At 72.0% G+C, this 13,863-nt stretch carries 18 protein-coding genes and 1 pseudogene; 12 read left to right on the top strand and 7 right to left on the bottom strand.

Translation table 11 applies throughout. The features are described from left to right. Positions 1–125 precede the first annotated feature (125 nt). The 4 genes from KBX43_RS08700 (at position 126) to KBX43_RS08685 (ending at position 2,566) form a co-directional block, all read left to right on the top strand. Positions 126–959: a hypothetical protein gene (locus KBX43_RS08700; RefSeq protein ID WP_064448627.1), complete on the top strand. Its 834-nt coding sequence runs from the start codon at positions 126–128 to the stop codon at positions 957–959. Positions 960–1,036: 77 nt separating this feature from the next. Continuing rightward, entirely contained in the window at positions 1,037–1,375 is a 339-nt protein-coding gene (locus KBX43_RS08695) for a YkvA family protein (protein WP_043327093.1), read from the top strand. Positions 1,376–1,397: 22 nt separating this feature from the next. Beyond that, positions 1,398–1,811, top strand: a complete 414-nt coding sequence (locus KBX43_RS08690) for a pyridoxamine 5'-phosphate oxidase family protein (RefSeq protein ID WP_209959771.1) — start codon at positions 1,398–1,400, stop codon at positions 1,809–1,811. A 146-nt stretch (positions 1,812–1,957) separates the two neighbouring features. Further along, positions 1,958–2,566, top strand: coding sequence for a C39 family peptidase (locus tag KBX43_RS08685; protein WP_043327097.1), 609 nt, complete (start codon positions 1,958–1,960; stop codon positions 2,564–2,566). A 77-nt stretch (positions 2,567–2,643) separates the two neighbouring features. On the opposite strand, the gene KBX43_RS08680 is transcribed toward KBX43_RS08685, so the two are convergent. Beyond that, positions 2,644–2,826: an antitoxin gene (locus KBX43_RS08680; protein ID WP_043327099.1), complete on the bottom strand. Its 183-nt coding sequence runs from the start codon at positions 2,824–2,826 to the stop codon at positions 2,644–2,646. 129 nt (positions 2,827–2,955) lie between these two features. On the opposite strand from KBX43_RS08680, the gene KBX43_RS08675 reads away from it, so the two are divergent. Next, positions 2,956–4,089 (top strand): AI-2E family transporter, encoded by a 1,134-nt coding sequence (locus KBX43_RS08675; RefSeq protein WP_043327100.1) that lies wholly within the window; start codon positions 2,956–2,958, stop codon positions 4,087–4,089. 11 nt (positions 4,090–4,100) lie between these two features. Here KBX43_RS08675 and KBX43_RS08670 read toward each other — a convergent pair whose 3' ends face one another. After that, a complete protein-coding gene (locus tag KBX43_RS08670; RefSeq protein ID WP_043327103.1) occupies positions 4,101–4,754 on the bottom strand; it encodes a dienelactone hydrolase family protein in 654 nt (217 codons plus the stop codon). A gap of 181 nt (positions 4,755–4,935) precedes the next feature. Here KBX43_RS08670 and KBX43_RS08665 point away from each other — a divergent pair, with 181 nt between their 5' ends. The 3 genes from KBX43_RS08665 to KBX43_RS08655 all read left to right on the top strand — a co-directional run bounded on the left by KBX43_RS08665 (position 4,936) and on the right by KBX43_RS08655 (position 5,886). Next, complete coding sequence (locus KBX43_RS08665; RefSeq protein ID WP_043327105.1) at positions 4,936–5,328, top strand: MerR family transcriptional regulator; 393 nt, start codon at positions 4,936–4,938, stop codon at positions 5,326–5,328. Beyond that, the gene (locus KBX43_RS08660) at positions 5,298–5,645 is read left to right on the top strand and encodes a co-chaperone YbbN (protein WP_210884018.1); all 348 of its coding nucleotides are present in this window, start codon (positions 5,298–5,300) and stop codon (positions 5,643–5,645) included. The genes KBX43_RS08665 and KBX43_RS08660 overlap by 31 nt, the downstream gene beginning before the upstream one ends. Before the next feature lie 61 nt (positions 5,646–5,706). Further along, positions 5,707–5,886 carry a hypothetical protein gene (locus KBX43_RS08655; protein WP_210884016.1) on the top strand — a complete coding sequence of 60 codons (180 nt, stop codon included), beginning with the start codon at positions 5,707–5,709 and terminating at the stop codon, positions 5,884–5,886. Positions 5,887–5,929: 43 nt separating this feature from the next. On the opposite strand, the gene KBX43_RS08650 is transcribed toward KBX43_RS08655, so the two are convergent. Genes KBX43_RS08650 through KBX43_RS08640 form a run of 3 tightly spaced genes read right to left on the bottom strand, consistent with a single transcriptional unit; the run spans position 5,930 to position 9,562 of the window. Beyond that, on the bottom strand, positions 5,930–8,299 hold the full coding sequence (locus KBX43_RS08650) for a glycoside hydrolase family 65 protein (RefSeq protein WP_210884014.1): 2,370 nt from the start codon (positions 8,297–8,299) through the stop codon (positions 5,930–5,932). Beyond that, on the bottom strand, positions 8,296–9,048 hold the full coding sequence (locus KBX43_RS08645; protein WP_104115972.1) for an HAD family phosphatase: 753 nt from the start codon (positions 9,046–9,048) through the stop codon (positions 8,296–8,298). The genes KBX43_RS08650 and KBX43_RS08645 overlap by 4 nt, the downstream gene beginning before the upstream one ends. A gap of 46 nt (positions 9,049–9,094) precedes the next feature. Next, on the bottom strand, positions 9,095–9,562 hold the full coding sequence (locus KBX43_RS08640) for a DUF4442 domain-containing protein (RefSeq protein WP_210884012.1): 468 nt from the start codon (positions 9,560–9,562) through the stop codon (positions 9,095–9,097). 131 nt (positions 9,563–9,693) lie between these two features. Here KBX43_RS08640 and KBX43_RS08635 point away from each other — a divergent pair, with 131 nt between their 5' ends. Both KBX43_RS08635 and KBX43_RS08630 read left to right on the top strand, forming a co-directional pair. Then, entirely contained in the window at positions 9,694–10,872 is a 1,179-nt protein-coding gene (locus tag KBX43_RS08635; RefSeq protein ID WP_247677250.1) for a Fic family protein, read from the top strand. 67 nt (positions 10,873–10,939) lie between these two features. Next, positions 10,940–11,464: a hypothetical protein gene (locus KBX43_RS08630; protein WP_069087827.1), complete on the top strand. Its 525-nt coding sequence runs from the start codon at positions 10,940–10,942 to the stop codon at positions 11,462–11,464. A gap of 70 nt (positions 11,465–11,534) precedes the next feature. Here the strand turns inward: KBX43_RS08630 and KBX43_RS08625 are convergent, their stop codons facing one another. After that, on the bottom strand, positions 11,535–12,491 hold the full coding sequence (locus KBX43_RS08625) for a sulfotransferase (protein WP_233514592.1): 957 nt from the start codon (positions 12,489–12,491) through the stop codon (positions 11,535–11,537). Here KBX43_RS08625 and KBX43_RS31415 point away from each other — a divergent pair. Beyond that, positions 12,490–13,194: pseudogene (locus tag KBX43_RS31415) on the top strand (hypothetical protein); the annotation flags it as partial. The gene KBX43_RS08625 and the pseudogene KBX43_RS31415 overlap by 2 nt on opposite strands. Continuing rightward, the gene (locus tag KBX43_RS31410) at positions 13,177–13,602 is read left to right on the top strand and encodes a nuclear transport factor 2 family protein (protein ID WP_307851494.1); all 426 of its coding nucleotides are present in this window, start codon (positions 13,177–13,179) and stop codon (positions 13,600–13,602) included. The pseudogene KBX43_RS31415 and the gene KBX43_RS31410, both read left to right, overlap by 18 nt. Before the next feature lie 16 nt (positions 13,603–13,618). Here the strand turns inward: KBX43_RS31410 and KBX43_RS08615 are convergent, their stop codons facing one another. After that, positions 13,619–13,807, bottom strand: a complete 189-nt coding sequence (locus KBX43_RS08615; protein WP_166455865.1) for a DUF397 domain-containing protein — start codon at positions 13,805–13,807, stop codon at positions 13,619–13,621. Positions 13,808–13,863: the final 56 nt, after the last annotated feature.

Here is a 13,863-nt window from a genome sequence, read left to right as displayed (position 1 = left end):
CCCCGGCGCGGCCACACCTGCCGCACCCGCGCGCCCTGCCGCGTCTCCGTAGCGAGACGCACCCCACCCGGATGACCGGGCCACAAACCGTTGTTCGTCAGTCGTTCCACCTTGAGGTGCTGGTGATGCAGACCGTCTTCTCCACCGTCCTGCCCGACGTCCCCGCTGCCGCCGTGATCTGGCTGGCTCTGCTCGCCGTGGCCGCCACAGTGGTCGCCGCCCTGATCGTCCGCCCGTCCCGGTTCCGCTCGGAGCTTGTCGACCGGATCAGTGACGCCGCCCGGCCGAGCAGCATCGATCAGGCCGAGCGGGCCCGCGTACAGGATCGGGAGCGGGACCGGTACGCCGACGAGGTGGCGGTGGCCGCCGCCCGCGCGGCGGCGACCGCCGAGCGGAGCCGGACGGAGTGGCTGACCGCCCAGGAGGAGGCCGAGGCGGCCTGGCAGGCGTACCAGGCGGCGGAGGACGACGTGCGGCGCCTGGCCGCCGCCGCGGCGCTGCCGCTGCCCCGGACCGCCCGGACCCCGGCCGAGTACGCGGACCGGGAGCGCTGGCTGCACCGGGCGGCGATGGACGCCCAGTGGCGCAACGAGATCACGGTGCGGCAGCTCAGCGACATCCTCGGCGGGAACGGCTGGGACCCGAGCCGGCACCCGGTGGAGCAGGAGCTGCTGCTGCGCCGGCTGGTTCGGGACAACCTCGCCGCCCGGCACCGGGCCGCCACGCAGCGGGAACAGGCCGCCTGGCAGGCCGCCGAGCGGGCCGCGGCGGCGGCGCAGAGCCTGCGCGACGAGGCGTTCGCGGCGCTGCACCCGGCCCCTGAGCCGCAGGCGGAGCTGTCCATCGTCGGGTTCGCCGGGCCGGAGACCACCCGGGAACTGCCGACCGGTTCGGCCGCCGTCGACATCACCCGCGAGCTGACCCCGGTTGCCCGGGGACGGGCGGCCGTGGCGGCCTGAGCGCCCCGGGCCACGACCCGGGGCGTCACGGCCACGACCCGCGGGCGGCATCGACCCGGCTCGGCTAGCGTGAGGGCGTGTCCCGTGAAGCCTGGGTGCTCGTCGTACTCGCCGCCGTCGTCGCGGCGGCCATGCTGGCCGGGGCGGTCGTCCTCGCCGTCCGGCTGGTCCGCACCCGCCGCATGCTCGGCGCGCTCGGCGCCGGCGGCAAGGTCGCGTTCTACGGCGCGCTGATCTACACGATCCTGCCGGTGGACCTGCTGCCCGACCCGATCTACCTGGACGACATGGGCGTGCTGGCCGGCGCGCTGTTCTACCTGGGCCGGCTGGCCGTCAAGCATCGTGCCGCCCAGGTGGAACAGCGGGCCACCGGGAAGTCCCCGGCGCTGCCGCCCGGCGCGGCGCCCCGCCGATGAGACACGCGAACGAGGAGACGGCATGGCGGGACGGCACCGGTTGGATCCGCACGACGGGCGGGTGGCCCGCTTCTTCGCGGACCGGCATCTCGCCACGCTGACCACGCTGCGCGCCGACGGCACCCCGCACGTCGTACCGGTGGGGGTGACCTTCGACCCGGAGGCCGGCCTGGCCCGGGTGATCACCTCCGCGGGGTCGGCCAAGGCGCGGCACGTCGCCGCGGCCGGACCGGACGGCACTCCGGTGGCGGTCTGCCAGGTCGACGGCCGCTGGTGGCTGACCGTGGAGGGCCGGGCGGCGCTGCGCCGCGGCCCGGCTTCGGTGGCCGAGGCCGAACGGCGGTACGCCGAGCGTTATCGCACCCCGCGTCCGAATCCGGAGCGGGTGGTCATCGAGATCGCGGTGACCCGGCTCCTGGGCAGCCTGCCCGACTGAGGCGCTCTGTCCGGTTTCGCGGTGGCCCCGGTCACGCCCGGAAATGAGGCCCGGAAGCAGGGCGGTTGAACTCTCCGTACGCCGAGCGCCACTCCTGGTGCCGCGTCTCCCGCACGGAGCCGTCGACCCCCGAATGGAGCCTCGACATGAATCCGATCATCCGCAAGTGCCTGCTCTCCGTCGCCGGTCTCGCCGCTGCCGGCGGCGCCGTCGCCGGCCCGGCCGCCGCCCACGCGGCCCCGGTCAAGGGCAAGGGTGACCGCACCGCCGACTACGAGTACCAGGCTCAGCCGAACTTCTTCTACTGTGGTCCCGCCTCGGCCCGCATCGCGCTCTCGGCCGAGGGCAAGGACGTGAGCCAGGACGAGCTGGCGGCGAAGCTGGGCACCACCCAGAACGGCACCGACTCCGCCATCGACATCACCCGGGTGCTCAACGAGTACACCGGCGGCAAGTACCGGACCACCGAGATCCGCGACGACGTGGCCACCCCGGAGCAGGTGGCACGCCTGCGCGCGGACATCCGGACCGCCGTGGACGACGACCGGCCGGTGGTGGCGAACATCCTGGGCGGCGCCCGGGACATCGACGGGGTGGAGCACAACTACCCCGGCCACTACCTGACCGTGGTGCGGTACGAGGGCGACGCCGACACCGTCCTCATCGCCGACCCGGCCCGGCCGGACACGCCGACGTACTGGATGGACGTGACCGAGCTGGCCAACTGGATCGCCGGACGCGGCTACAGCTCCTGACCCCGACGCCACGGCGGCCACGCTCCCTGAGGGGGCGTGGCCGCCGTCGTGTCCGGCGCCGGTGCGGGTGTACGGGGTCAGCGCCCGGTGTCACCCTCGCCGGTCCGCTGCTGCGCCATGTCGACGCCCTTGTCGATCTGGGCGTCGTACTTGCCGCCGGTGCGCTTGTCGGCCGCGTCACCCGCCTTCTCGATGCCCTGGTCGACCTGCTTGTCATGCTTGTCGGCGAAGTCCTTGGCCTTGTCCATGAAGTCGCTCATGTCGGATCTCCCTTCGATACGTTGGAAGCCTTCCCTGGGGCTGGGGGCACAAACACCGGGTGGGCGATTCCCACCGGGGTGTCGGATCGACGTGCGTCGGGTACCAACGGCCACGATCGAGGAGGCGACGTGGACGCTGATGGATCCGAGCCGACGCGGCCGGCACCGACGACCGGCCCCCGGCAGACCTGGGCGGGGCTGCCCTGGCCGGTACGGACCGCTGTCACCTGGAGCGCCTGTCTCCTCGTGGTGACGACCGGGTTGTGGCTGCTGGGGCAGATCGCGGTGCTGCTCGCGCCGCTGGCGGTGGCGCTGGCCGGCACGCTCTTCCTCACCGCGCTGCTCGATCCGGTCCTGGTACGCCTGCGCCGGCTGCGGGTGCCGGCCGGGCTCGCCGCGCTGCTCACCGTCCTGCTGTTGCTCGGCATCCTGGGTGGTGCCGGCGTCCTGGTCTGGAACCTCACCGCGAGCCAGTTCGGCGAGCTGAGCCAGCAACTCGACGAGGGGCTGCAACGCACCCGCGACTTCGTCACCTCCAGCCTGCCGGTCACCGATCAGCAGCTCGACCGGCTGGTGGAGCAGATCCGGCAGGGCCTGAGCAGCGGGACGCCCGACCCGGTGGCCGGGGCGCGCAAGGCAGCCGAGGTGGCCGGCGCGATCCTGCTCGCGCTGGTGCTGCTGTTCTTCCTGCTCAAGGACGGCCGTTCGATGTGGCACTGGGTGTTGCGCCGGCTGACCGGTCCGCGCCGGGAGCTGACCGCCGAGGCGGGCCGGGCCGGCTGGCGCACGCTCGGCGCGTACAGCCGGGGCACGATGATCATCGCGGCCATCGACGCCATCGGCATCGGACTGGCGCTTGTCGTGTTGCGGGTCCCGCTGGCCCTGCCGCTCGCCCTGATCACGTTCCTCGGCGGCTTCGTGCCGATCATCGGTGCCACGGTGGCCGGCGCGGTGGCGGTGCTTGTCGCGCTCGCCGCGAACGGTCCCACCACGGCTCTGCTCACGCTCGCCGCGGTGATCGCCGTCCAGCAGATCGAGGGCAACCTGCTGGAGCCACTGGTGATGCGGCGGCAGGTGCAACTGCATCCGGCGGTCATCCTGGTGGTGGTCACCGCCGGCACGCTGGTCGCCGGGGTGGCCGGCGCGTTCGTGTCGGTGCCGATCGCGGCGGTGCTCTGGCGGGTGCTGGACACCGTGCAGCGGCACCGCGCCGAAACCGGCCGCGCCGCCGGGCCGGACCCGGCCGTCGAAGCCGCGGGCTGACGGGCTGCCGCTCAGGCGGGGTGCGGCTGGCGCAGGTGGGTGGTGAACCAGGTACCTGCCTGGTCGGCCACCTGCTCCAGCGTGCCGGGCTCCTCGAACAGGTGGGTGGCGCCGGGCACGATCCGCAGCTCCGCCACCTCGCCGAGCGCGTCCCGGGCCTGCTCGTTGAGCACGATCACCTGCTCGTCCAGGCCGCCGACGAGCAGCAGCGTCGGTGCGCGTACCGCGGTCAGTGAGCTGCCGGCCAGGTCGGGCCGGCCGCCCCGGGAGACCACCGCGGCCACCCGGTCCGGCCGGGCCGCCGCGGCGACCAGGGCGGCGGCGGCGCCGGTGCTGGCCCCGAACAGCCCGATCGGGAGCCGCCCCAGCTCCGGGTCGGCGCCCATCCAGTCGACGATTCCGGCCAGGCGCTCGGCCAGCATCCCGATGTCGAAGCGCAGTTCGGCGGTGACCTCGTCCCGCGCCTCCTCGTCGGCGGTCAGCAGGTCGACCAGCACGGTGGCCAGCCCACGGTCGTTGAGCGCGCGACCGACGGCCGTGTTGCGCGGGCTGTGCCGCGAGCTGCCGCTCCCGTGCGCGAACAGCACCACCCCACCGGCCCCGCCGGGCACACTGACATCCCCGACGAGCCCCCCGTCGACAACAGGCACCGAAACCTCACGCATATCCCTCCACCCCCCGCCCACCCGATACCCCCCAACCGCACGATCATGAAGTTGACGGCCCAGAAAGCGCTTCCCCACGCCGTCAACCTCATGATCGACGGGGAGGCCGCGCGTGCGGGGTTGCGTTGACGTCGGCGGCAAGGTTTAGCGTCGATTCACCAGGCAGGGACGGGGGCGGCGGATGCGGATCGGGGAGCTGGCGCGGCGGGCCGGTACGAGCACCCGCACCCTGCGCTACTACGAGACCCACGGCCTGGTCCGGCCGGGCCGGTCCGCCAACGGGTACCGGATCTACGACGAGGCGGAACTGCGCGTCGTCCGCGAGATCCGCTCCCTGCTGGCGATCGGTTTCGGCCTGGACGACATCCGCCCGTTCGTCGCCTGCCTGCGCGCGGGGAACGACTCCGGTGACGTCTGCCCCGATTCGGTGGCGGTGCTGCGGCGCAAGCTCGCCGAGGTGGACGACTACCTCGACCGGCTGGGCGACGTCCGCCGCCGCCTGCACGACCAGCTCGCCCACGCGATCGCCCAACGGGAGGAAACATGCCTCAGGACACGGGGACCGGCCGGCTGACCCCGGTCACCGACGACACCTTCGCGGCCACCGTGCTGGCCGCCGACCGGCCCGTGGTGGTCGACTTCTGGGCCGAGTGGTGCCCGCCGTGCCGGGTGGTGTCGAAGCACCTGGCCGAGCTGGCCGAGGAGTTCGGCGACGCGCTGCGCTTCGTCACCCTCAACACCGACGAGAACCCGGCGACCACCCGCGCCCACCGGATCATGTCCGCGCCGACCATGCTGGTGTTCTGGGACGGCGAGGTGGTCGGCTCGATCGTCGGCTCCCGCCCCAAGGACCACCTGCGGCGCAGCTTCGCCCGCCACCTGGACGGTTGAGCCGCCGCCGGGCGGGAACGCGCGGGATGACCACGGACCCCGACGGATCGCGAGGATCGTCATGGCGAAACAGGACAGGTCCCGGGAACAGGAATTCACCGACCAGGAGCGCCGCAAGCGGGAGCTTGAGGGCTCGCCGGACTGGGCCGACCGCGCCTCGACGGCGCGGACATCCGACGATCCGCGGGCCACGGCGCCGCGCGACGCCGGCGGGCGCCCGTCCAACGGCCGCCAGTTCTGAGGGTACGCGTACCGAGCGGTCCCGCCTCTTCGGGGCGGGACCGCTACATGCGTTCCGGCAGGTGCATCAGCGGCGCGCGGCCCTGCGGCTGCTCCGGCTGCGGCTCGGTCGGGTGCTCGGGCGGGATCGGCACGGTGACCGGCTGCGCCGAGGTGACCCGCAGCGGCTCGCCGTGGTGCCGCAGCTCCACCACCGTGTCCGGGCCGCCGTTGCGCAGCGAGTACGTGGTCTGGTGCGGCCGCACGTCGACGCGCAGTCGCATCCCGCGCCACTGGAGCGAGAACTCCAGTCGGCTGAGGCGGCTGGAGAGCCGGGGCGCGAAGGAGAGCGTCCCGTCGTGGTCCCGCAGGCCGCCGAATCCGGCGACGAGCGCGATCCAGGCGCCGGCCAGGGACGCCATGTGCACGCCGTCGCGGGTGTTCTCGTTCAGGTCGTGCAAATCCATCAGCGCGGCCTCGCGCAGGTAGCGGTGGGCCAGTTCGAGGAAGCCGACCTCGGCCGCGAGCACCGCCTGGGTGCAGGCGCTCAACGACGAGTCGCGTACGGTGCGCCGCTCGTAGTAGACGAAGTTGCGCAGTTTCTCGGCGGCGCTGAACGCGTCGCCCCGCCAGTGCATGGCGAGCACCAGGTCGGCCTGCTTGACGACCTGCTTGCGGTAGAGGTCGAAGTACGGGTAGTGCAGCAGCAGCGGGTACTTCTCCGGTGGCGTGTGCTCGAAGTCCCACTCCTGGAACCGGGTGAACCCCTCGACCTGCTCGTGCACCTCGGTCTCGGCGTCGTACGGGACGTGCATGTCGTTCGCGGCGTCCCGCCACGCGGCGGCTTCCTCTTCGGTGACGCCGAGGTCGAGGGCCTGGTCCCGGTAGCGCATCGCGCAGTCCGCGGCGGTACGCAGGTTCCGCTGCGCCATCAGGTTGGTGTAGACGTTGTCGTTCTTCACGGCTGTGTACTCGTCGGGGCCGGTCACGCCGTCGATGTGGAACTGCCCGGCCCGGTCGTGGTGGCCGAGGGATCGCCACAGCCGGGCGGTCTCGACAAGCAGTTCCAGTCCGATCTCGCGTTCCAGTGTCTCGTCGCCGGTGACCAGTACGTAGCGGCGCAGCGCGTCGGCGACGTCGGCGGCGATGTGGAACGCGGCGGTTCCGGCCGGCCAGTACGCCGACGACTCGGGTCCTTCGATGGTGCGCCACGGGAAGGCGGCGCCTTCGAGGTTCAGCGTGCGGGCCCGCTCCTGGGCCTGGGCGAGCGTGGCGTACCGCCACTGCAACGCGTCGCGGACCGCGCCGGGCTGGGTGTACGTGAGCACCGGCAGCACGAACATCTCGGTGTCCCGGAATGCGTGGCCGTCGTACCCGGGGCCGGTGAGGCCCTTGGCGGAGATCGGCCGCCGTTCCCCGCGGGCGCCGGCCTGGAGCACGTGGAAGAGGCCGAAGCGGACGGCCTGCTGGACCTCCGGGTCGCCTTCGACGCGCACGTCGGCGGCGTCCCAGAACGCGTCGAGGTATTCCCGCTGCGCCCGGCGCAGCCCGTCCCAGCCGTCGAGCCGGGCCGCGGCGAGCGCCGCGCCGACCTGGTCGCGCAGCGCCGGCAGCGACCGGCGGCTGGACCAGCCGTACGTGAGGTACTTGATCACGTGCAGCTTCTCGCCGGGCTTGAGCACGCAGCCGATGGTGGTGCGGACCCAGTCCTCGTACCCTTCGCTCTCGATCGTGGTGCGTTCGGGGCCGTGCACGTCGTGGCCCATGGCGGCGGCGACCCGCAGGCCGCTGACCTTGGTCCGGTGGATGAGCAGGCCGCCGTCGTCGGTGGTGAGTTCCTCCTCGGCCTGCAGCGGTGACTCCAGCACGGCGGCCACCCGGGGGTCGCGGCTCTGCGGCGGCAGCGTCTCGTTGGCCACCAGCTCGGACTGGAGGATCAGCCGCAGCGGCCCGTCGACCGGCTCCACCTCGTAGTGGATGGCGGCGACCGAGCGCTGGGTGAACGACACCAGCCGGGTGGTGCGGACCTTGACCTCGCGCCCGGCCGGGGAACGCCAGTGCAGGTCGCGTTGGAGCGTTCCGGCGCGCATGTCGAGGACCCGCTCGTGGGCGAGCACCTCGCCGTAGCGGACGTCGAGCGGTTCGTCGTCCACGAGCAGCCGGATCAGTTTGCCGTTGGTGACGTTGACGATGGTCTGCCCCGACTCGGGGAAGCCGAAGCCGGCTTCCGCGTACGGCAGCGGGCGCAGTTCGTAGAAGGAGTTCAGGTACGTGCCGGGTAGGCCGTGCGGCTCGCCCTCGTCGAGGTTGCCGCGCAGCCCGATGTGCCCGTTGGAGAGCGCGAACACCGACTCGGACTGGGCCAGCACGTCCATGTCGAGGCGTACCTCCCGGACATGCCAGGGCTCGACCGGATACGCCCGTTCCCGGATCACGCGGCCGGCTCCGCCGCGAGCAGTTCGGCGAGGTCGGTGACCACCACGTCGGCGCCGTGCGCCAGCAGCTCGTCGGCCTGGCCGACCCGGTCGACGCCGATCACGTACCCGAATCCGCCGGCCCGTCCGGCGGCCACGCCGGCGAGGGCGTCCTCGAAGACGGCGGCCTGCGCCGGTTCGACGCCGAGCAGCCGCGCGCCTTCCAGGAACGTGTCCGGGGCCGGTTTGCCGCGCAGCCCGTTCGCGCGGGCGACCACGCCGTCGACCCGCGCCTCCAGCCAGTGGTCCAGCCCAGCGGCGTGCACCACGGCGGCGCAGTTGGCGCTGGCCGAGACGACCGCCCGCCGCAGCCCGGCCGCGGTGGCGGCCTCCAGGTAGCGAACCGAACCTTCGTACGCCTCGACGCCGTGCTGCTCGATCCGCTGGAGCAGGACGACGTTCTTGCGGTTGCCGAGGCCGTTGACCGTGTCCGCCTCGGGTGGGTCGTCGGGTGAGCCCTCGGGCAGGGTGATGCCGCGCGAGGCCAGGAATGTGCGCACCCCGTCGGCGCGCGGTCTGCCGTCCACGTAACGGTTGTAGTCCGGTCCGGGGTCGAACGGTTGGAACGGCTCGCCGGTTTCGACGGACCGTCGCCGCAGGTAGGCGTCGAACGTCTCCGCCCAGGCGGCGTTGTGCACCTTGGCGGTCTGCGTCAGCACACCGTCCAGATCGAAGAGACACGCGCTCACGTGCGCGGGGAGGCCCAGCATCGCTTGAATCTATCCGGCGCTCGCCCCGGGCAAACCCGTTCAGGGCTCAGCGGTTCGGGCGCAGCGTCCAGATCACGGTGAGCGAGGAGGTGAGCGTGCCGTCCTCGGTGCGGACCTCCACCTCGACCGGGAACTCGGGCCGTCGCCCGGCGTCCAGCTCGGCCAGCACCTCGGCGGGGACACCGCCGAGCCGCGCCGTCGCCAGCACCGGCCCCACCGCCACCTTGAGGTAGCGGATGGTCGCGGTCACGGCCAGGGGTACGGCCCGGTCGAGCACCTGCCCGAACGCGGCCAGGACAACCGCGCCCGAGGCGCTCTCCCCCAGCGTGAACATGGCCCCGGCATGCGGGCCGCCCACGTGGTTGTGGTGCGCCGGGTCGTCGGGGAGCCGGACCACGGCCCGGACCCCGCCCTCGGCCTCGGGCGCCACCTCGACGAACTCGATCCCGAGCGTGCGGGCGAACGGCACGGCGGCGAGGAGACCGGCCGCGACCTGGCGAGAGTCGATGCTCATGCCCGAACGCTACTCGCCGGTAACTTTTCCGGCAAGACACCGGAACACGTTGGCCGAATGTCACTAAATAAGTGACATCCACATCGCCTGACGCTAGCCTTGTCTCTTATTAAGAGACATTGGGACATGAGATGATCTACGCCACCCCAGAACTCAACGATCGCGACGAGACCGTCCTGGCCGAGGTGCATGACATGCGCCGCATGCTCGCCGATGTCCTGCGCACTCCTCGCCGATGGACCGGTGGCCTTCGGCGCACGATGCTGGCGCGCGCGATTCTCGGTTCCAACAGCATCGAGGGCTACGTGGTCGCCGAGGACGACGCAGCCGCCGCGCTGGACGGCGAGGAGCCGCTGAGCGCCGACGACCGGACCTTCGCCGAGATCCGGGGCTATCGGCAGGCTCTGGGATACGTGCTGCAAACCGCCGGGGATCCGCACTTCCGGTTCGACACGTCGGTGATCCGCAGCATGCACTACATGATGCTCTCGCACGATCTGGGCAAGAGCCCGGGGCAATATCGCAAGGGCCCGATCTACGTCCACGATGAGCGAACCGATGAGCGAGTGTACGAGGGCGCGGACGCCGACCACGTGCCTCACCTCATGGAGGAGCTAACCGAAGATCTACGGTCGGATGTCACCGCCTCCCCGCTCGTCAAAGCAGCCATGGCGCATCTGAACCTGGTGATGATCCATCCGTTCCGTGACGGCAACGGGCGGATGGCACGCGCCCTTCAGACGCTGGTGCTCTCCCGGCGCGCGATCGTTGAGCCGGCCTTCTCCAGCATCGAGGAATGGCTGGGCAGCAACACCGAGGACTACTTCCGCGTGCTGGCGGTCACCGGTCGTGGCCACTGGAATCCTGAAGGCTCGGCACACCTATGGGTGTCGTTCAACCTGCGAGCCCATCACATGCAGGCACAGACTGTCGCTCGCCGCTTCGAAGAGGCGTCCGGCATCTGGTCCGAGTTGGACGCGATCATCGCTGAGAGAAGACTCCCCGAACGGGTGACCGATCTGCTCTACGAGGCCGTTCTCGGATATCGCATCCGCCGATCCGGGTACGTCAAACTCGCCGAGGTCGAGGACAGGACCGCATCTCGGGATCTGGCCAACCTTGTCGAGCAGGGCCTTCTGGAAGCACGAGGTGAGCGGCGGGGCAGGCATTACGTCGCCGGCCCCACGCTGGTGACGGTGCGGGAAAGAGTCCATGCTCAGCGCAAACCGATCAGCGACCCCTATCCGGCCATGCCGGTCGTTCTCGCAACCGAGGCTGCCAATACGACCGGGTCAGGTGAACGGTTGTAACCACGGCTTATTTCACGGCGCTGTCGCGGCGTTTCGGCGGCTGTCGACTCCGGGTAGCGAATGGCCCATGAACCGCGATCTCGCGCGCGGGCTGACGGTGGCGTGGGCGCTCCCGGAGTTCCGCGACGGGCTGCGTCACCTCGTCGACCTCGACGAGGTGACAGTGCTGCTGGCCGCACTGTCCCTTCCGGACCGCGACCGCGAGGTCGAGCGCAGCGCGCTGGGCCTGCTGCGGTCCGGGCTCGACAGCACCGAGGTCCGGGAGGCGGTGTTGCTGCTGCTGGAGCGGGACACCGTACGCCGGCCGCTCGTCGCCGCGGCGGTGGAGCCGCTCGCCGACCGTCCCGGCCTGGTCACCGCCGTCACGTCCGCGGCCGAGGACCCCCGGGTACGCCACGAGGTAAGGGCGATGCTGGACAGCCCCGGCGTCCGCGAGCTGATCTGGCGGGCGGCCGACGACCAAGTGAGCGACAACCGGTTCGGGCTGGTCCGCCGGGCGGCGGTGCTGTTCGTCCGGCACCCGAGCGCGCGGCGACTGGCGTGGGCGCTCCGCCGGCACGGCGTGCTCCGCGAACTGCGCCGCAAGGCGTGATCCGGAGCCGCATCACCTGATCGGGCCGGTCAGCTCCGCACAGCGGGGCGGGCCCTCGACAGCTCGGCCGTCACTCGTAGCCCATGGCGGGGATGATCTCGCCCAGTTCCCGCTCGACGTACGCGCGGGTGCCGGCGTCGAACTGGTCGTCGCGGTGCGCGAGCCTGCCCGCCTGGAACGTCGACGCGGTGACGGCGTCCTCGACGCCGAGCCGTGCGAACAGGGCGCGCCGCTGCCCGGCCCAGTCGGCCGCGAGGTCTTCCGCCTTCACCTCGACGTACCGCCGGGTCGTCAGGTCGGCGGCGTTCCTCCAGGCCAGCCATCGTTGATAGACCGGCACGAGGTAGGCGAGCGCCCCGTCGACTGTTGACGGCGCCCACGGCTGGGCCAGGTGGGAGGCGAGCACGGAGACCGGGTGCCGTGTGATGTGCACGATCGTCGCCTCGGGAAACAGCTCCCAGAGGAAGTCCATGGCGAAGAGGTTGAACGGCGTCTTCTCGCACCACGTCGGCTTGCCCGCGTCGGCCGCCGCGCCGCCGAACAGCGTCTCGACCAGGCCGCGCAGGACGGCGATCAGCTCGGCCCGGTCGCGGAAGTACCTCGGCACGACCCGTCGTCGGCCCGTCGGCCCGAACGGCCCGGTGGGCCGGTCGCCGTCGCCGAAGCCCGCCGCGGGCGCGGGCTCCTCGAAGGCGTCCGCGATCAACAGCGGCCAGAGCTGGTGTACGGCGTCCCGGTAGCGCCGTTCGCCGACCAGCTCGGGCACGGTCTTGCCACGATCGTCACGCCGTCCGGGCACCCGTACGGTCAGGAAGTCGCTGAGCCGCTGCAGGGCGTCCTCGCCGACGATGGGGTCGTACCGTTCGGTGAGCGCGTCGGCCAGGTCCCGCAGGCCGCCGGGTTCGACGATGAACTTGGTTTCCATCGGGATCCGGTGGATCAGCGGGTGCTGGCCGATGACGTCGGCGATCCGCGAGGTGCCCGAACGACCTGTGCCCGCGACGAAGACCGGTGAGGGGGACGGCATGGGCGGCAGTGAAACTCCCGGCCGGGCGCAGGGGCAATCCATTTATCCCCGCCGGGAGCTGATCGGCCTCCTGGCCGACGCGGTCGGGTCCGTCACCGTGCCGCACCCGACCCGGGTCGCGGTCGACGGGCCGCCCGCTGCCGGCAAGACCACGCTCGCCGACGAGCTGGCCGCCGTCCTGCGCGCCCGGGGCCGGTACGTCATCCGCGCGACGGTGGACGACTTCCTCTTCCCCCGCGCCCGGCGTTACCGGCGCGGCGAGTTCTCGGCCGAGGGCTGCTACGTCGACACCCACGATCACGGGTCGCTGAACCGGGTGCTGCTCGATCCGCTCGGCCCGGGCGGAGATCGACGCTTCCGGCACACGGTCTACGACCACGCGACGGATACGGTGCTGTCCCCGCCGCCCACGACCGCTCCGGCGGACGCCGTGCTGGTCTTCGACGGTGTCTTCCTGCTGCGCCCGGAACTGGTCGACCGGTGGGAGCTGCGCGTCTTCGTGTCCACCGCGCTCGACAAGACGGTGGACCGGGCCGTGATCCGCGAGAGCCGCGTGTCGACGAGAGCCGACGTCGAGCGGCGCTGGCACGAGCGGTACCTTCCCGCCCAGCGGCTCTACTTCGCCACTGCCCGCCCGGCCGAGCACGCCGACGTCGTCGTGCACAACGACGACCCCGGGCGGCCGATGTGGGAGATCCGGGCGGGCGGGGATGGCAGGCTGGCAGCCATGGACAGGAATCGGGTGGCCGCCTGGATCGCGGCGTACGAGCAGGCGTGGCGCACACCGGGCACTGCGGCGCTCGGCACGATGTTCACGCCCGACGCGACCTACCAGCAGGGGCCGTACCGGGATCCGGTGGTCGGCCTGCCCGCCATCGTCCGCATGTGGGACGGCGAACGCGACGGACCCGACGAGGTCTTCCAGATGACCTCGGAGGTCGTCGCGGTCGACGGCGACACCGCTGTGGCCCGGGTGCAGGTCCGGTACGGCGACCCGGTCCACCAGGAGTGGCGCGACCTCTGGATCATGCGGTTCGCCGAGGACGGCCGCTGCCTGTCGTTCGAGGAGTGGCCGTTCGCGCCGGAACGGCGGACCACCGCCGCCGGGTGACGACGGCGGTCGCTGCCTAACCCCGCTTCGTGTACGCGACGAACGCCGCCCAGCTCGACGGCGTGAACGTCAGCGCCGGCCCCTGCCGGTCCTTGCTGTCCCGCACACCCACCACGCCGGGCAGATTGTCCGCCACCTCGACACAATCGCCGGAATTGCCGCTGCTGCGGGTGCTCTTGCGCCAGATCGCGCCGGTCAACTCCATCGCTTCGCCGCCTCCGAAATCGCCGCCAGAGTCTCCCCGTGCGGCATCGCCTCCGC

It is taken from the genome of Micromonospora sp. C41, assembly GCF_018070485.1.
Classification (GTDB): domain Bacteria; phylum Actinomycetota; class Actinomycetes; order Mycobacteriales; family Micromonosporaceae; genus Micromonospora; species Micromonospora chalcea.
Note: the sequence above shows the minus strand (reverse complement) of the source record. Positions and strands in the feature narration are given on the sequence as shown.